At 45.8% G+C, this 17,798-nt stretch carries 18 protein-coding genes; 11 read left to right on the plus strand and 7 right to left on the minus strand.

The genetic code is table 11. The annotated features are described in order from the left end of the window. Positions 1-28: 28 nt before the first annotated feature. The 3 genes from bioH (at position 29) to MHN02_RS00320 (ending at position 2,280) form a co-directional block, all read left to right on the plus strand. Complete coding sequence (gene bioH, locus MHN02_RS00310; RefSeq protein WP_014980724.1) at positions 29-838, plus strand: pimeloyl-ACP methyl ester esterase BioH; 810 nt, start codon at positions 29-31, stop codon at positions 836-838. Positions 839-1,015: 177 nt separating this feature from the next. Then, the gene (locus MHN02_RS00315) at positions 1,016-1,339 is read left to right on the plus strand and encodes a hypothetical protein (RefSeq protein WP_239244064.1); all 324 of its coding nucleotides are present in this window, start codon (positions 1,016-1,018) and stop codon (positions 1,337-1,339) included. 14 nt (positions 1,340-1,353) lie between these two features. Beyond that, entirely contained in the window at positions 1,354-2,280 is a 927-nt protein-coding gene (locus MHN02_RS00320; RefSeq protein WP_239244066.1) for a putative metalloprotease CJM1_0395 family protein, read from the plus strand. A 121-nt stretch (positions 2,281-2,401) separates the two neighbouring features. On the opposite strand, the gene MHN02_RS00325 is transcribed toward MHN02_RS00320, so the two are convergent. The 3 genes from MHN02_RS00325 to greB form a co-directional block, all read right to left on the minus strand. After that, positions 2,402-4,180 carry a C1 family peptidase gene (locus tag MHN02_RS00325; protein WP_014980721.1) on the minus strand — a complete coding sequence of 593 codons (1,779 nt, stop codon included), beginning with the start codon at positions 4,178-4,180 and terminating at the stop codon, positions 2,402-2,404. A 436-nt stretch (positions 4,181-4,616) separates the two neighbouring features. Continuing rightward, on the minus strand, positions 4,617-6,965 hold the full coding sequence (locus tag MHN02_RS00330; protein WP_239244067.1) for a Tex family protein: 2,349 nt from the start codon (positions 6,963-6,965) through the stop codon (positions 4,617-4,619). A 178-nt stretch (positions 6,966-7,143) separates the two neighbouring features. Further along, the gene (gene greB / locus MHN02_RS00335; protein WP_014951337.1) at positions 7,144-7,629 is read right to left on the minus strand and encodes a transcription elongation factor GreB; all 486 of its coding nucleotides are present in this window, start codon (positions 7,627-7,629) and stop codon (positions 7,144-7,146) included. 174 nt (positions 7,630-7,803) lie between these two features. On the opposite strand from greB, the gene MHN02_RS00340 reads away from it, so the two are divergent. Further along, a complete protein-coding gene (locus MHN02_RS00340; RefSeq protein WP_239244068.1) occupies positions 7,804-8,073 on the plus strand; it encodes a hypothetical protein in 270 nt (89 codons plus the stop codon). Positions 8,074-8,339: 266 nt separating this feature from the next. Here the strand turns inward: MHN02_RS00340 and fkpA are convergent, their stop codons facing one another. Next, positions 8,340-9,125 carry an FKBP-type peptidyl-prolyl cis-trans isomerase gene (fkpA, locus tag MHN02_RS00345; RefSeq protein ID WP_239244070.1) on the minus strand — a complete coding sequence of 262 codons (786 nt, stop codon included), beginning with the start codon at positions 9,123-9,125 and terminating at the stop codon, positions 8,340-8,342. Between the two features lie 197 nt (positions 9,126-9,322). On the opposite strand from fkpA, the gene MHN02_RS00350 reads away from it, so the two are divergent. From MHN02_RS00350 to MHN02_RS00360, 3 genes are all read left to right on the plus strand, one after another. After that, positions 9,323-10,255 carry a hypothetical protein gene (locus MHN02_RS00350; RefSeq protein WP_239244286.1) on the plus strand — a complete coding sequence of 311 codons (933 nt, stop codon included), beginning with the start codon at positions 9,323-9,325 and terminating at the stop codon, positions 10,253-10,255. A 9-nt stretch (positions 10,256-10,264) separates the two neighbouring features. Then, on the plus strand, positions 10,265-10,513 hold the full coding sequence (locus MHN02_RS00355; protein WP_014980717.1) for a SlyX family protein: 249 nt from the start codon (positions 10,265-10,267) through the stop codon (positions 10,511-10,513). Between the two features lie 283 nt (positions 10,514-10,796). Next, positions 10,797-10,955, plus strand: coding sequence for a hypothetical protein (locus MHN02_RS00360; protein WP_012520154.1), 159 nt, complete (start codon positions 10,797-10,799; stop codon positions 10,953-10,955). 22 nt (positions 10,956-10,977) lie between these two features. Here the strand turns inward: MHN02_RS00360 and MHN02_RS00365 are convergent, their stop codons facing one another. Continuing rightward, complete coding sequence (locus MHN02_RS00365) at positions 10,978-12,090, minus strand: DUF748 domain-containing protein (RefSeq protein ID WP_039221432.1); 1,113 nt, start codon at positions 12,088-12,090, stop codon at positions 10,978-10,980. Between the two features lie 178 nt (positions 12,091-12,268). Next, positions 12,269-12,475, minus strand: coding sequence for a YheV family putative zinc ribbon protein (locus MHN02_RS00370; RefSeq protein ID WP_239244072.1), 207 nt, complete (start codon positions 12,473-12,475; stop codon positions 12,269-12,271). A 118-nt stretch (positions 12,476-12,593) separates the two neighbouring features. Here MHN02_RS00370 and MHN02_RS00375 point away from each other — a divergent pair, with 118 nt between their 5' ends. From MHN02_RS00375 to MHN02_RS00390, 4 genes are read left to right on the plus strand one after another with little or no spacing between them, the layout of a single operon-like run. After that, a complete protein-coding gene (locus tag MHN02_RS00375) occupies positions 12,594-14,546 on the plus strand; it encodes an ATP-binding cassette domain-containing protein (RefSeq protein ID WP_239244074.1) in 1,953 nt (650 codons plus the stop codon). Further along, positions 14,527-15,036, plus strand: coding sequence for a TIGR02444 family protein (locus MHN02_RS00380; RefSeq protein ID WP_232306437.1), 510 nt, complete (start codon positions 14,527-14,529; stop codon positions 15,034-15,036). The genes MHN02_RS00375 and MHN02_RS00380 overlap by 20 nt, the downstream gene beginning before the upstream one ends. Positions 15,037-15,056: 20 nt before the next feature. Continuing rightward, complete coding sequence (locus tag MHN02_RS00385) at positions 15,057-16,091, plus strand: hydrolase (RefSeq protein ID WP_014951329.1); 1,035 nt, start codon at positions 15,057-15,059, stop codon at positions 16,089-16,091. 48 nt (positions 16,092-16,139) lie between these two features. Further along, on the plus strand, positions 16,140-16,376 hold the full coding sequence (locus tag MHN02_RS00390) for a YheU family protein (RefSeq protein ID WP_014951328.1): 237 nt from the start codon (positions 16,140-16,142) through the stop codon (positions 16,374-16,376). Between the two features lie 53 nt (positions 16,377-16,429). Here the strand turns inward: MHN02_RS00390 and MHN02_RS00395 are convergent, their stop codons facing one another. Next, positions 16,430-16,984, minus strand: coding sequence for an outer membrane beta-barrel protein (locus MHN02_RS00395; RefSeq protein WP_014977785.1), 555 nt, complete (start codon positions 16,982-16,984; stop codon positions 16,430-16,432). Positions 16,985-17,798 lie beyond the last annotated feature (814 nt).

Raw genomic sequence — 17,798 nt, forward strand, 5'->3', positions numbered from 1 at the left:
AAACACGTGACTGCCTAAGGAGGTGTAAATGGAAAGTTTGCATACAAACGGCGAGCTTGTCACCCGTACTCAGGGTACAGGCGTAGATGTGGTATTTCTTCATGGTTGGGGTATGAACAGCGGAGCGTTCACATCCTTTATCCCTTATTTAAGCGATAATTTTCGCGTCACCACCATAGATCTTCCTGGGTTTGGAGAAAATGCGGAGTTCGTTCCGTCACCGTATAACGTGGAAACATTGGCTCAATCCATTGTGAACCAACTGCCAGACCAGTGTGTGTTGGTTGGGTGGTCATTAGGAGGCCTAGTTGCGCAAAAGTTAGCGCTGTTAGCACCAGAAAAACTTACCGGACTGGTAACGATTGCTTCAACACCTCGATTTATAGCAGGGCCTTGTTGGCCGGGGATTGCTGCCGATTTACTTTCAATGTTCGAGACTCAGCTTGAAAAGAACTATCAGAAAACACTGGAACGTTTTTTGGCAATTCAAGCGATGGGCAGCGAAACGGCAAAGCAGGATATTAAGGCGATCAGAGAACAGGTAACCCAATTCCCAGATCCGGCCGAGGAAGCGCTTAAGAAAGGTTTACGCATTTTGTCTACTGAAGATATGCGTCAAGACGTGGGGCGAATAACTACACCCACATTACGATTGTATGGCAGGTTAGATAGTCTAGTGCCGACCAGCGGAATAGATCGTATATGTGAGCTACATCCGCAGGCTGATACCGTTGTTCTGCCTCATGCGTCGCATGCGCCGTTTATTTCACATCCTCAGCAAACTGCTGACATTTTATTTCGCTTTGCCGCTGGCGTTTACCAGCAAAAGGCGTCTTAATAGAGCGATGACATGAAGCTTCAAACCGCGGCTTGCCGATAGTTTGAAGCTTTTCTTATCTTTGACAGCTTAATAAAAATCGCCTGCTTACAATAAGTTAATGACAGGGTGTGATACATGTCTTTCCATTTGTGCGAAATTGGTTAATAATTGCACATGAGAGGTTAGGGGTAGTGTATGACAAGTATTGATGGTTTAAGTGCAGGCTCTGCATTTGCAGCGGCTCAATATGGTTTACAAAATGCCAGCGATGGAATTTCGCAGGCAGCATCAAATATTGCTCAGCGAACTGCTGAGGATGCGGTAGCACCCGCTCAACCTATTGCGACCAATACCGACACGACAAACACGTCATCGAGTTCAACGTCTACCTCCACCTCCACGCGTCTCACTGACGACTTAATCGCGCTCAACGTAAACGAACGTAATGCCCAAGCCTCTGCCAAAGTACTAGGTGTTGCCGATGAGATGCTTGGTACCATTATAGACGTGCTTGCGTAGGTGGAGCAGTTACGGTGAATATCGTTACACCAATCCTTAACGCCATTGCTTATCCCACGGCGAACATAAATACAGAGTCTGCACGTAGAGATAACGTGCAGCGTGAAACTATTCCCCAAGCGTCAGATTCCCAGCAAGGGGCTTCTCAAAAAGGCTTGGGGTCAGAAGCCGATAAAGCGAAGAGTCCCGGCCAGCCGCCAGCGCCGGTTACTTACGAGCGCCCTCAGGTACAAACAGAACTTCAAGCTGCCTTTCAAAACGTATTTGGGCAACAGAAAGATAATGCGCAAGATGAGAGTGCAGGCAAGCAGGGCGCGCAAGACAGGCAACAAGAACAGCAAGAGAAACAAGACGCTGCTGAAATTGAGCAGTTAAAAGCCCGCGATCAGGAAGTGAGGGTTCACGAGCAAGCGCATGCTTCAACAGGCGGTCAGTACGCCGGTGCTCCGCAGTATGAATACACTACAGGCCCTGACAATAAACGCTATGTGACCGATGGCGAAGTGTCGATTGATGTTTCAGAAGAAAAAACGCCAGAGGAAACGCTGAAAAAAATGGAGCAAGTGCGCGCAGCCGCCCTCGCACCAGCTGAACCTTCATCACAAGATTTAAAAGTGGCTGCAGAGGCTTCTCAAAAAGCCACAGAGGCCCGTAGCGAGATTGCCAAAGGCCAAACAGAAACGGCTTCAACAGGTTCTACCTCAGCACAAAGCAATGGCATTGTTGCAGGCTCTGGGGCAGCCGTGCAGCCCGATACAAATATAGGCACCGCAACCGATTCTATTGCGAATATGGTGTTAGATAATCAATCTTCATCAGCAGACACACAAGGCTTTCAGGCCAATGAGTCTAATGTGATGCAAACACGAATTGGCCGCATTCAAAATGCTTATTTGCAAGCTTACACCCCCTCTAGAGAAGGTTTATCGCTTCAAGCATGATAACCTGCAATTAACGCTAACTGCTTAACATTGCACGAACGATTTAGCCCGTCATAGCTAAGGGCTAAATCGCGAAAAAAGCACTTTCACTTCCCTTGCATTGCCTTCAAACCAGCAGGGATTAATAATCCAGTATTGCCTTTGTAAACGGATATTTAGGTGAGCCGCCAGTGATGTCTGAAAGCACCGAGTTCATGGTATCTACGTCGCTATCGAAGCCACCGTGGGACGTGGCGGCGGTGGCATCACCTTCTTTCCCCTCACTGTACTTAAACGTCACGTTAGGCAGAGGCTGATTAAACACAGCCATACCTAACAAGGGCATCTCTGGTTTGGATTCAAACGCATTTGATACTAAATAGAGCAACGACTTCTGGTAAATGCGCGCCACGTGGTCATCTTTTTCTAACGCTTCAGATAAGTTGTAAACCATGGTCGATTCAATGTGTTTACCTTCTATAAGCGCAGAGAGCTTTTCGTTGAATAAGGGGTAGCTAATGGCTGGAGCCAGTAAATGCAGACTCTTAATCGTTATGTTTTCATCGACTTTACACAGCCTAGATAGGCTGTGAGCATGAAAAATAGAGCCAGCAGAATGCCCTACAACATGCAGCTTAATATCTGAATTGTCTTTCAAGTAGGCGGCCAATTGCGTTAGGAAATACGTACCATCTGATGTGGTACGGGTAAAGGGCGTGCAAGCGTCTGATTTCATTTCTCGCCACAGTGCACCGCCTACTTTACGCGTCGCCCATTCTAGTATGCGGTCGGTGTAGTCGGTGAAAGCCCCAACTTTGTTGCTAATCTCTTTATTTTTAAAGCCAAGAATATCCTTGAGTTCTTCTAGCATACCCGTGTCGTACATGAAGTGAATGGGGTAAATATCGTTTTTAAGAAAGGTGTCTTTCATGGCAGCAATGCGTTTAGCCGAAGCTTTTATGCTATTTAAGCCGCCATGTGCATACAGCATTACGTGGCGATGGTTACTGTCAGAAAGTTTTTCAATAATGGCATCGACGTGGTTTTTATTGCTCCAATATTTGCTTCTGGTATCAAAGTGTCCGTCGTCGAAATGAACGAAGTGATCTTGAATACTCACCCGTGGTGTGGAGCGAGAAAACAAGCCCTGTGCAATAGAGCGCGTAGCTTGGTGGTAAGTCCCTGTACCTGAAATAGGAAGTGCGAGTTGAACAACCCACGCATCCATAACGTTTAACGCCCAGTCATCGTAACGCCAAAGTGCCAGCCCTGACTTTTTCCAATCCGTCCCCCAGGAGTTTTGGATCCAGAAGCCTTCATCGTTATAGCCAACAATGGCAAACGCGTGGCCACCCATGGGTTCAGGCCTTAAGCTTATTACATCACCTTCGCTATCTTTCCAGCCTTCATGAATTCTGGCAGAAACAAAGATTACGCCCACTTCGTTAAGCGCCGCATGAAAATCGCTAATTTCTCGTTCAATACGGTAGTACGCACCTAGCCTGTGATTGCTTGCATTGTTAGCAATAGCTAGGGTCATTTCAAATTCGTTGCTGTGCTTAATATCTTCAGTTAGTGACTCGTTACATACGCCACTGTTGTACCACCCCTTAATTGCACCGCGGCAGCTAGAGCCTTCATACGCTTCACCTAACCACTCATCATGACGTTTAGCCATGGCATAAAGCATCCACGGGCTAACAGTATGTTTTCGGCCTTGCTGACGGTAAATGAAATTAATGGTAGCGGCCAATGCAAAGCCGGTACACGCTCCATCTTTTCCTTGGTCTAAAATAACCAAATTGCCTGGCGGGTCGATAAAAGGCTTAAGTGGAGTAAGATTTGGCTGGTAATAACGATCCCGAAGGTCGGGGTAATCGGCGCTGACATTCAGCATGTTTTTTGAGACAGGCGAGTTCATAAAATCATCCTTTGATGAGGGCAGATAATCTTTGCTGTACAGTTGGATGATTACGCTCGTACACCAAAGGTTAGTGGCCCTTAGCTCATTGTGGTTGTCCGAAAGTGCTGCCTAGAAAAAGGCTGTGGTCAAATGAGCAACATTACCTTCGTTAAACGTTAAGGCTCTAAAAGCATGTCAACGGCCTTGATAAACGCTACCAATATACGAACTTCGGTTTCGGTGTGACCCACACCTCTTCATTATTTCGGTATTCTCTATTTTGGTGCTTTTGGCTAAAGAGTTTTTGGGCACAAAAAATTTCTATGCGCCTGAACTAATGTACCACAATCTAATGTAGCAAAAACGGCAGGCTAAATGGAAGCGTGATACAAAAAGGGCCTGTCAGTGACAGGCCCTCTATAAGCAACAGTAAATTATGTTGAAACGCTACTGTTTACTTTTTTGCTTTAGCAAATGCATCAGCAAAGGCGTTGCCCATGGCGCTGTTTTGAGGCTGGCTGTTGCGATTGCCGCCACCCTGATTTGAACGAGGGTTTGCTTTTGCGTTAGCACGCCCAGCCCCTTTACTTTGTGGTTTTCCTGCTGCTGGTTTACCGCCTGCATTATTGCTTTGATTCGGTGTATCGTCTAAGCGCATGGTAAAGGAAATACGCTTGCGCGGTACGTCAACTTCAAGCACTTTTACTTTGACGATATCGCCTGCTTTAACTACCTCGCGTGGGTCTGAGATAAACTTGTTAGTCAGTGCTGAAATATGCACCAATCCATCCTGATGTACGCCTACATCAACGAACGCGCCAAAATTGGCTACGTTGCTAACCACACCCTCTAAAATCATGCCTGGTTTAAGATCGTTAATGGTTTCAACGCCTTCTTTAAACGCGGCAGTTTTAAACTCTGGACGAGGATCGCGGCCTGGTTTATCCAGCTCTTTTAGAATGTCTTTAACCGTTGGCAAACCGAATGCGTCGCTGGTAAAGGTGTCTGGCGACAGGCTTTTTAGAAGCTCGGTATTGCCGATGATGTCATTAACCGCAACAGCGGTCGTATCTACAATTTTATCTACCACTGGGTACGCTTCGGGGTGAACCGCAGAGGCATCAAGTGGGTTTGTGCCGTCTACAATGCGAAGGAAGCCTGCCGCTTGCTCAAAGGCTTTAGGCCCTAAACGTTCGACTTTCAATAGCGCTTTACGGTCTGGGAAAGCACCATTGGTGTCTCTGAAATTAACAATGTTATGCGCTAGGGTTTTATTTAAGCCCGATACGTAGCTCAACAGCGCGGGCGATGCAGTGTTTAAGTCAACGCCAACGGCATTTACACAGTCTTCAATAACACGATCTAGCGACTTGCCCAACTGGCTTTGGCTTACGTCATGCTGATATTGGCCTACACCAATAGCTTTAGGTTCAATTTTAACCAGCTCTGCCAGCGGGTCTTGCAAGCGTCGAGCGATAGACACTGCGCCGCGGATTGACACATCAAGGTCAGGCAATTCTTTTGATGCAAGCTCAGAGGCTGAATACACTGATGCACCCGCTTCACTGACCATAATTTTTTGTGCAGTAAGCTCGCTGTTGTTCTTGAGCATTTCACCAACGAGTTTGTCTGTTTCTCGCGAGCCTGTACCGTTGCCAATGCTGATTAAATCTACTTTGTATTGCTTGCACAACGTGGTGAGCGTGCGAATAGATTTATCCCACTGGTTTTGTGGCGCATGCGGGAAAATGGTGTTGGTTGCGACCACTTTTCCTGTGCTGTCTACGACCGCTACCTTAACGCCGGTTCTCAAACCTGGATCTAAACCCATAGTGGTTTTTGCACCTGCAGGCGCAGCCATCAACAGGTCGTTTAAGTTTTTAGCAAATACCTCAATGGCCTCCTCTTCAGCGCGTTCTCTAAGGGCGCTGAATAGCTCAGTTTCCATGTGTAAACCAATTTTGATTTTCCACGTCCACTGTACAACTTGAGCTAAGAAGTCATCTGCACCACGGCCGCGGTGCATAATATCGTAATGGCTGGCAATAATATGTTCGCAATGCGACGGGCCGTTGTCTTCTGACTGCGGGTCGGCCTCTAGCTGAATGTGTAGCATGCCTTCGTTGCGGCCTCTAAACATCGCCAGCGCGCGGTGAGATGGTACGTTCTTGTACTTTTCACTGTGTTCGAAATAGTCTTTATATTTGGCGGCTTCTTGCTCTTTACCTGTTACAACCGTGCTTTTTACATAAGCATTTTCAGTTAAGTACTTGCGCACCTTTGCCAGCAGTGTAGCGTCTTCGGCGAAGCGCTCCATTAAGATATAGCGGGCGCCTTCTAACGCTGCTTTAGTATCAGCAATGCCACTATCAGCGTTAACGTATTCGCTTGCTGCACTTTCAGCATCGGTATCTGGGGTAGAGAATAAGGTATCAGCGAGAGGTTCAAGGCCTGCTTCAATAGCAATCTGGCCTTTAGTGCGTCGACGGGGCTTGTACGGTAAGTATAAATCTTCCAAGGTAGTTTTGCTGTCAGCACTGGTGATACTGCTTTTAAGCTCGTCGGTTAGTTTGCCCTGTTCCTCGATAGATTTAAGGATTACATCGCGGCGCTCTTCAAGCTCTCGCAGGTAGGTTAAGCGCTGCTCCAAGGTACGCAGCTGTGTGTCATCAAGGCCTTGTGTCACTTCTTTTCGGTAGCGCGCGATAAAAGGTACGGTAGACCCTTCATCAAGAAGTTTAACAGCGGCAGTTACTTGCGAAGGTTGAACGCTAAGTTCATCTGCAATTTTATTGATAATCATAAGTCGCTCTAAGATACTAATAATTCGCGTCAGGCAATGGCGAATAAACGGTGTGTGAAAGGCTTATATACACAGCGTCGGTAGTGAAAATAGGAGCGGTGAGTATATCACCGCGGTGTAGGGGAAGTCGTCTGATCATTGTGTTACAAATGGGTGATTAAATAGGGCATATTAGTGCTCACAGTTTGTCTGTTGCGTCGTACCAAATACGGTTTATCCACCACTCTTTCGTGCCCGTTTCGGTTTTTACAACAAACTCATCGTCTTCTTCTTTGCCAAGCAGTGCTCGCGCCATCGGAGAGTCGATAGAAATGTAATCCTTTCGGCCGAAAATTTCGTCGTAGCCCACGAGCCTAAGTTCCATCACCTTGCCCGCTTCGTTTTCAATTTCAACCCAGGCACCAAAGAAGACCTTACCCTCTTGCTGTGAATCGTAGTCCACAACCTTTAAGTTTTCCAAGCACTTGCGAAGGTAGCGTACGCGGCGATCAATTTCCCGTAGCTTCTTCTTATTGTACTGGTAGTCGGCATTCTCGCTTCTGTCACCAAGGCTCGCTGCCCAGGTTACCTTGCGAGTAATTTCAGGTCGTTCTTCACGCCACAAGAAATCCAGTTCTTGTTTAAGCTTTAAGTAGCCCTTTCGAGTGATAAGCGGTGTTTTCACAATGTCCTATAAATAATCCAGCTAATTACCCCTACTTTATGTGGGTAATAAGGCAAAACGCAATCTTTCTGTACGTCAAAAAGTGACAAAAGAGCCAGATTTAATAATTATTGAACATAAACCTTTCGTTTAGTGTCGTAGTATAAATAATAGTCAAACCATTAGGGGAAATGAATGCGTAACAGGATACCAATGTTGAACCGTCGAAGGTCGGGGAACGATCCGTTCCAAACCAGCGGTACTATCATCGGTTTTATGCTGTTTTTAAGCGGCGCGCTGTTATTGTTGTATGCCTTGCTTGATATCGTTGTTCGCTTAAATAGTATGCAAACCGTGGTATATCTTATTTTAGGTTGTGCTATATATAAGGTTGGGCAGTCGCTTTTAAATCACTTTGCTACGTTCAAAGTACACACTGAAAGGCGACGCGCACCTCAGCGTTAAAACCTTTTGTTTTAAGCATCAAGTTTTAAGGCGAAATTGTTCCAAAAAGGCTTGGAATAGACCGTGAAATTTGGTCGATTTAGACTAAGCTTAATAGTGTAATTCGAGGCACCAAGCATATTGAATAACCCACTTTACTATTTGGGTACGCGCGTGGTGAAAATCCACTGGCTCGTAGGGAAAAGGTAAGCAAGGATCACGCTGACTCACTAAAACAAAAAAGCCGGCGCATAGCGTCGGCTTTCTCTTTTTCTTAAAGCACCAACTTATTCCGTTGGCGCTTCTGCTTCAGGCTTAACCACTTCTAGCAACTCAACGTCAAAGATAAGCGTCGAGTTTGGCGTGATTGCGCCAGTAGAACGCGCACCATAAGCAAGTTCAGATGGGATATGGAAGCGATACTTTGCGCCTTCTTTCATCAATTGAACGCCTTCAGTCCAACCAGAAATAACGCGATTAAGTGGAAATTCTGCTGGCTCGCCACGCTTGTAAGATGAGTCGAACTCTGTGCCATCTAACAAGGTGCCACGGTAGTGAACTTTAACCATGTCTGTCGCTTCTGGGCTTGCACCCTCGCCTTCTTCAAGTACTTCGTACTGAAGACCAGACTCGGTAGTTACCACACCTTCTTTCTTACCGTTTTCTTCTAGGTAAGCTAGGCCTGCTTCAATATTTTTTTCAGCGGCTTGTTCCGCCATTTCTTGCTGCTTAGCGCGAAGTACTTCTTCGCCTTGTTGAGCGATTTGCTGAATCTGCTCTGGCGTAAACTTAAGGGTGTCGTTTAGACCGTCTTTAAAGCCTTGTTGTAGCGCATCTTGGTCTAATGTTAAACCCAGTTGCTCTTGTTGTTCGGCACGGTTGCTAACGAACAAACCCATGCTTGCGCCCATGGCGTAAGCTTGCTTTTGTGTATCTGTCATTTCTTCTGCTGCAGCAGCAGTTGTTTTTGCACTATCAGCGCTTGTAGAAGCGGCCTCATCAGATGTGTTTGGCTGGCAAGCGAAAAGGCCTAGCGCAGCGATAGTAGATAAGGCAACGAGCGACTTCTGCATAAAAACGTCTCCATTAATTATTATCATCATGCGTCTATGTCTATACTGCTGCATCTAAGGCAGTTTGCACGATAGTTAAAGATGCGTGATCCATGCTATGTTAAACCTAGCGTTTACAAAGCGAAACCCATTTGATTATGTTTAGGCCTCAAATGTTCCATAGAATAGTGTTACTCACCTTACTTATTGGCAATTCCATGGGATGTTCTGTCCCTGATACTACGCCAATACAGCAGTGGCGTCATGTAGAAGAGGGCGCATACGCGGCAGATATATCCACCGATGGCACGTTAGCGGTAGTCTCTGGCGTGAATAATGGTGTCAATGTATGGCGAATTGGGCAAAGCGAGCCCCTTTATCATTGGAGTCATCAAGGGGAAGGTAACAACTTAGTGATGTCAGTGCACATTAGTGCAGACAAGCGCTATGTGGTAACTGCCGACCGCGAAGCGTTTGCCTTGTGGAGCTTAGAAACCGGTGAGCCAGAAGGGTTTTGGCGTATAGACGAGTCATCAATTAGAGATGTGGTAGTCACGAATAATGGTAATGGCATACTCGTCGCTCGCTCAAATGGCAAGGTGATGTATTTTGAACCTCGTACTTCGCGTCGACTAGAGTTTTTAGGGCATCAAGAAAAGGTTAACTCCATTGATATTTCCCCTAACGGTAAGTTCGCATTGACGGGGGGCAACGATTACATAGCGTATTTATGGAGCACTGACACTGGGCAAATAATTCATACATTCACCCACCCCACGCGAGTAACAAAAGTAGCGCTTGATGATGAAGGCCGCTTTGCTTTTACTGCGGACAGCCAGAGCAAGTCGCAAGTGTGGAATGTGCAAACTGGGCAGCCTGTGGCATCCCTCAAATATGCAGCGCGTCAGAAAATCTTCACAGACGTTGAGTTTTCCAAAGATGGTCAGTTTTTACTAACAGGCTCTCCCGCCAGAAAAGTATACCTGTGGGATTTGAAAACTGGCGAGCAAGTGCAGTCCATACAGGTTGCATCACGAGAGTCAGTTTCACCACCAACCGCAGTTGTGTATGGCGTCGCCTTCCTCCCCAATGATAACATATTGTCCATAAGCAGTAGTGGCCTTGCCGAAGAATGGCAACGAGAGAGATAGAGAATTTACATGACAGATAAAAGCGCTGAGCATTTACAACAGCAAATAGATAGCGCGAATAGCTATATCGAAGAGCTTCAAACTAAAGTTGCGTTTCAGGAACACACCATTGAGGCGCTAAACGATGCGCTGTCTTCGCAACAAAAGCAGCTTGACGATTTAGCCTTTAAAGTACGCCATGTCGTTGACCGCGTTAAGTCTATCGAGCCGTCTAATATTGCTAAGCAGTCAGAAGAAACCCCGCCTCCGCATTACTAGAACAATTGAAGCGCACTAGTAATTGCAACGCGGTATTCATTTGGATCACGTCCATTGACTATGACACTTATTGCGGGGCGCTCATCGTGGGGATAGGCCTGTGAAGACATCAAAGGCGCTTCGTTGATGTGCAGTAGTGTTGAAAAGACATCACGCTAGTTCATCTTGTTATGAGTTAGGCGAAGTCTTCATTTAGCCTGAATATACATTTGAATTACACTTGCGCCCCGATACAGAGGCTTCAGCAAAAAGAAGCCTTTTTTACTATTTAAGAGAGTGAGTTATGAGCGATTTTGATATGGATGCGTTTGATAGCATCGATTTTGACTCTGTTGAGCAGTCAGTAGCAGAGAAACAGGCTGAAAAAGACAAGCAAGAGAGTCAAGAGATTGAAGGTATGCGCGACGGCGCCAACGACTGTGGCGATAGCTGTACTATTTAAGCGCGCTCAGCGGCGAGGGCTCTTAATTTTCAGAGCCTTCCGGCGCTTCCAACTTATCCAGCTCGAGTCTATCCAACTCTATACTTTTCTCCACATCGCCGTTAAAAGCTTCGATAAATGCATTTTTTAAAATCGCGGTAAATGCCTCCCATGTTTGGGTGTCAGGGCTTGATAAATCGCCTTCAACAGGAATGCGTGTGGCAATTTGGTCTTCGCTTTGGTTTTCAAACAGTTCGGTGACAAACGCGGAAATGGCTTCGATACTGCCTTCAATAAAACCATCGCCGTCACGTTCAATGTCACCCTTCCAAGAAAATACCTCCACATTATGCAAAATGGGTTTGATATAGCCTTTTATTTTCCCTTCATTAGACGCCACTTCAGCCGCAAGCGTGAGGGTACCGGCTTCCAGATCAAACGGTGCGTAGGTATCAAGTAGGTTCTTAAAGTTCACTAGTCCAACGTTGTCAGCTTGAATATCAACGTCAAATGTGGGGGCTGTTGTTGCGGGGTTGAGTTTAGCGTTTAAGGATATCGTGCCCTGCTGTGCCGTTTGTCCTTGCGCTTTGGCCGTTGCTACACGTGAGTCTGACAAGTTATCGCTATTCACCAAGTTATTCACTTCAAGCTGAATATCATGAAGCGCAATGTCGATAGCCGGAGAAGTCTCGGGGTTGTGGAAAGCGACTTTTCCTTGGTTAATAGTTAGCTTATCGATGCGTAACGGGAAGAGTTGGTCGGCGATAGATAACCAGTTTTCATCCTTACCAGACTGGCTTCTCTCCTCCGTGTTGCCGTCTACAAAATTAATCTCGGGGGAATTAACAATGACTTTTCCCACCGCTGCACCTTTGAAAAGCTGTGACCATGAAAGCGTAAACTCCACATAGTCAGCTTTAAATAGCGGCCTATCTACTTGCCCGTTCGCCTTATAAAGCAAAACATGTTCTAAACTATATGCGCCACGCCATAGCATTAAATCTACATCGCCCACGCGGCCGTTATACTCTTTTGACTGACTCAGCGTCGTGTTGATGTATGACGCTGCGGCGTAAGGCAAGTAAAGTCTTATGGCAATAAGCGTAAGCAACAAGGCTATAAGGACATAGCAGGCACGTTTTTTAGCATGTTTCATATTTCACTCCTTTGCGAAGGAAATACAAAAATTATGCCTGAGCAACCTCTTTCGTTAGGTAACGAGGATACCCAGCGTTGGCGTGGCATGAAGAGACGTTTGCAAAAAGCCTGAGCACAGCGTTGTAAGGTGTTACACAGGCTTAACGGTAAGATTTACTGAGACGTGGGTAGGAATGTTAGTGGGGTTTAAAGACACCGATAACATTTTCGTTAGATCGCGTGGCGGCACTAACTTTCTCGTCAGTTTGCGCTTCGTTATAACCACACGCTACGCACTCCAGCTTTTCTACGTTATTTTCAAAATACAACGAAATCGTATCTAGCTCTTGGCATTTTGGGCACGTAGCCCCTGCAACAAAGCGGCGTTTTACACGTTTTGACATACATACACCTTTGGAGAATTTCGCGATTATTATACCTTGAAATGGTAAGTGTTGATCAGCTTTTACCTTAAGTTTTTGATATTATACGCGCCCTAGTTTGTTCCATCACAGGTTACTCATGATAAAGCTTTCAAATGTATCGCTACTTCGCGGTCGCAAAATGTTGCTAGAAGAGGCGTCGGCGCAGGTTTTTCCAGGCCACAAAGTAGCGCTGATTGGCAGCAACGGCTGCGGAAAGTCCACGCTTTTTGCACTGCTGAGAAGTGAGTTAAGTGTCGATGCTGGCGACTGCAGCGTGCCGAATGACTGGCGAATTGTGAGCGTGGCACAGGAGACGCCAGCAACTGACCGGACTGCGATAGACTATGTGGTGGACGGTGACAAACATTTACGTAATCTACAGGCGCAATTAGATGCCGCTGAAAAAAGCGGCGACGGTGTAAAGATTGGCCAAATTCACGGGCAGCTCGAGCAAGCGGGAGCATACGACGTGGAAGCTCGCGCAGCGACCATTCTGTCGGGTCTTGGGTTTACCAATGTGCAGTTAAGCGCACCAGTTAGCGATTTTTCAGGTGGCTGGCGTATGCGCCTAAACCTAGCTCAAGCACTGCTTTGTCCTTCAGACTTACTGCTGCTTGATGAACCTACTAACCACTTAGACTTAGACGCCGTTATTTGGCTAGAGAAATGGCTTCAACGCTATGCGGGAACGCTGTTGCTGATTTCTCACGATAAAGCCTTTATCGACAACACGGTTGCGCAAATTATCAGTGTTGAACAACAGAAACTTATCACCTACACCGGTAACTACTCGTCTTACGAAACCCAGCGCGCTGAACGTATTCGCTTGCAAAACATTGAATATGAAAAGCAGCAGCAAAAAGTAGCGCACCTCAATTCGTTTATTACCCGGTTTAAAGCTAAAGCGAGTAAAGCTAAGCAAGCGCAAAGTCGTATTAAGCAGTTGGAGAAAATGGAAACCTTGTTGCCAGCCCACATGGCAAGTCCATTTAGCTTTTCTTTTGCGCCGCCGTCGGCACTGCCTAACCCGCTTGTGCAAATGGAGAAGATTCAGTTGGGTTACGACGACCATATTGTGCTGCAACAGGTGAAACTCAATTTAGTACCTGGCAGCAGAATAGGTCTTCTAGGTCGAAACGGGCAGGGTAAGTCTACGCTAATCAAACTATTGGCGGGTGTACATGCGCCAAAACAAGGTATTTTTAATACGGCTAAAGGCCTTAAGATTGGTTACTTTGCTCAGCATCAGTTAGAAACATTAGATGCTAACGCTACTCCGCTTCTTCATTTGCAGCGTATTGACGAAAAAGCCACCGAGCAGCAACTTCGCGACTACCTGGGCGGATTTGGATTTAATGGCGATGAGGCATTAGCGCCCGTGGCACCCATGTCGGGCGGTGAAAAGGCGCGCTTAGTATTGGCGTTAATTGTTTATCAGAAGCCTAACTTATTGCTGCTGGATGAGCCTACCAACCACTTAGATTTGGAAATGCGCCATGCGCTAAATATCGCGCTTCAAGGTTTTGAAGGCGCCATGGTACTGGTCTCGCACGACCGCTTCTTACTCTCCTCGGTATGTGAAGATTTCTATTTGGTAGACAGTGGCGAAGTTGAACCATTTAAAGGCGACTTGGACGACTATCGCGACTGGATTTTAAAACAGCAGGCAGCAGAAAAAGCCAAGGCCAACAGCGACGCCAAAAACGAAGAGCAACAAGAGACTGGCGCGCAGAGTAAGCCGGAACGCAAATTAGATCGTAAAGAAGAAAAACGCCGTGAAGCCGAGTTTAGGCAAAGGGTTGCGCCACTTAAAAAAGCCATTGAAAAACACGAAAAAGCCATGGAAAAGTGTGGTGCTGCTTTGGCTGAGGTGGAAGCGTCACTTGCCGATACTTCGCTTTACAGCGAAGACAAAAAAGCGGAGCTTATGGGCTTACTCGACAAGCAAACTCAGCTTAAGCAACAGCTTGAAGAAGAAGAGATGGCATGGCTAGATGCCCAAGAGCAAATTGAGCTAAAACGAGAAGAGTATGACAATGCCAACGCCTAATATAGAAAACCGCGCGTTTTGGGAGTATAGCGTTTCTCGCTATACCAAAGGTGATATGGCTTCCCTTGCGCTTTTACTGCAAGACAACCACAAGGTTAATGTAAACGTTCTCTTGCTGATTTGCTGGTGTTTAGAGAATAATGTCATCATTAATTTGCCACAGCTTAAGGCAGTGATTGCGGCATCAAGTGCGACCGAAGAAAAGTTACAGTATCACCGTGCAAGGCGAAAGGCTGCGAGCCCCGAAAAAGGCGGAGACCAAGCAGAATATGACGCACTCAAAGCACAAGAGCTAGTGCTTGAAAGACAGCAGCAGCACGATATTGTTGCGTCGTTCAATGAGCAGCCAGTCACGCATCTGGGTCAAGGGCAATCTGTATCGTCTAATGTATTTAACGCGTCTATCGCAGCGTTTATAAATGCATACGGACTGCGAGACAACAACGAGGCGCGCCAACTAGTGAGCCTAGTGGTTAACCAACTATCGTAAAAACACAATAAGAAAAAAAAATGAGTAAATCAGCGCTATCGCATGGAAAGATAATAAAAAGCAGCTTTAAGGTGCCAGGGTGGGCGAAGAACCGTCATGTGCAAACCATATGGCCGCGTTTTATTCAAAAGCGGTTGCCTTTGTCTTACGACATGGAGCGTCTCACATTACCCGATGACGACTTCGTCGATGTGGCGTGGGGGCCAAAGCCGCAGGAAACATCGGGTATCGTGGTGATGTTTCATGGTTTAGAAGGCAGCATTAAGTCGCATTACGCGAACGATATGATGGCTCAATTGTCAGTGAATGGTTGGCAGGTGGTGATGATGCACTATCGCGGCTGTAGCGGCGTGCCAAATTTAAAAGCGCGGGCGTATCACAGTGGAGAAACAGAAGACCCCAGCTTTTTCTTAGAGTGGCTTCACGATAAATTTCCACGAATTCCTAAAGTGGCCATCGGCTTTTCCCTTGGCGGCAACATGCTATTGAAACTGTTGGGCGAAAACCCTGCGCAAAAGTGGCTTAAGGCAGCGATTGCCATTTCTTCACCTCTTAAACTTTCTGAATGCGCTAAATCAATTAACCAGGGTTTTTCTCGCGTATATCAAAAGTATTTACTTACTAGCATGAAGGATACGCTGCGTAAGAAAATGGAGTACATCGATTATCGCAAGCTTATACAGCTAACAAAAACTGATGTGGAAGAGATCACCAGCTTTACCCAATTCGACGAGAAGATCACAGCGCCGCTTCACGGCTTTGCAGACGCTCAAGACTACTATGAAAAGTGTAGTGCGTATCACTTTTTAAGCGCGATTCACTGTCCTACACTGGTATTGCATAGCATTGATGACCCCTTTATGAATCACTTAATTGTGCCTAAGGAAGAAGAGCTTGCGCGCAACGTTACCGTGGAGCTAAGTGAACGAGGCGGTCACGTTGGGTTCATGCAAGGTTCTATATTAAATCCTAAAGTATGGCTGCACGAACGGGTGAAACGTTTTGTAAGTGAAGCCTTACCTGTAAATACTACGTGTCGTTACGTCAGCCGCTAATGTTGATGTCCTAATAATTTACCCAAACGCTTTTTATCAGGAGTGTGAATGATAATCCCCATTGACGCGCTAGAAGCCGATACGCTTTATAGCTTGGCTGAGTCTTTTGTTCTGCGAGAGGGCACGGACTACGGCGCTGAAGAAGTTGCGCTAGATGTAAAAGTGCAGCAAGTGTTAAACAGACTCAAATCGGGTGAGGCGGTGCTGGTCTATTCAGAGCTTCATGAAAGTGTAGATATCAAAAGAAAAGAAGATATTGAGCCAAGCGAAGCTGAAGAACAATAGACACAAAAAAGCCGGGTCGAGCAACCCGGCTACCTACCTGAGGAGAGGAAGGCTTAAAACGCGTAACGTGCAGTTACCTGCATAATGTCTAAATCATCAATGATTCTGTAGTTTGCACCCACAGCCCATTGTGGCGTGATGTAATAGTTAGCGCCTACTCTAAATGTCGCTTCACCATCGTCTACATCGTAGTAGCCAACTTCACCCGCCAGCTCTACCTGCTCTGTGATCATCGAGCGAAGGCCAGCATTAATGCTGTAACCTGTTTCGTCGTTTACGTCACCGTCGATACGCTCTAAGTTGGCACCAAAATACGCGTCTGTTGTCGCGTTAACAGGTAAACGGTAACCCGCACCTAGTGTCAGCATATCAAAGTCAAAGTTGCCCTCTTCAAAGAAGCTATACTCGCCGTTTAGGTACCAGTTGCTATTCAATAGGTATTTACCGTTAACGGTTAAACCGTCTGGTTCAAAAGACTCATTGTCGTCAAAGTCCATTTTGGTGTAACCACCTTCTACGTAACGCCAGTCAGGCTTGTCGGCCATAGCTGTAAGAGGAAGTGTTGCCGCAGTTAGTGCTGCTGCAATAAGTGTGAATGATTTACGCATGTGATAACTCCTTAGTATGTTCAGTAACCCGCCTTGTTCACCGCAAACGTTTTCGTTTTTTAAACACGTTCTAGGTACTCTATAAAGCTCTAACCTTTTCAAAATGGTTCTAGTCTTTACACAATTGCTCTAGATAGTTTGCAAAACGTTTTTCAAGTCAGTGCTTTACGACACACTGCAAAAGGTTACTCAGTTGATGAGCACAAAGCTAAACTCGCCTTTATGTCATCTTTTTTATTTCCGTTAAGAAATAGTGTCCGATTTATTTATCAACATGATGAATAGCAAAGCGTTTGCCAACTTCGTACTAAATCACTATTTTGATATGTCTTAATTTATCTATGTTGCTAATATTTATAGATAAAATACGTCTGGCTTTTTAGAGGCTACACATTTGAAATGTTCAAAATCAAAGTTTGATGTATTCCTAGTAAAACGTTGGCACACAAAACTGTCTCTAAAAAAGAACAGTTATCCTTTTGTCTAACTCATCGGACATTTTTACAAGCCAGTGTTCTCCACTAATCCACAATATGTGTGTTTGTAAAGTATTGTAAATTATGAAAAATATAAAAAATAACGGCGACTATTTCGTGTTGGAACAGCTTTTGCTCAAGTCTCTGTGTGTTATCCAACATTCACTTTAGCCCTTCGGCAAGGAATTCGGTTTTTCACGATATTAGTGGATTAAGAAAGGAAGAGAGCGCCTTTCTCGCGTGGCTTCAATCAATACCGTTTTTGTAAAAGACGCTTTTCAGTAAGTAAGGCGTGTAACGAGTTGTTGATGGTCATCTGGATAACCATTGTTTTCATA

The sequence above is a fragment of the Alteromonas sp. CNT1-28 genome (assembly GCF_022348345.1).
Classification (GTDB): domain Bacteria; phylum Pseudomonadota; class Gammaproteobacteria; order Enterobacterales; family Alteromonadaceae; genus Alteromonas; species Alteromonas macleodii.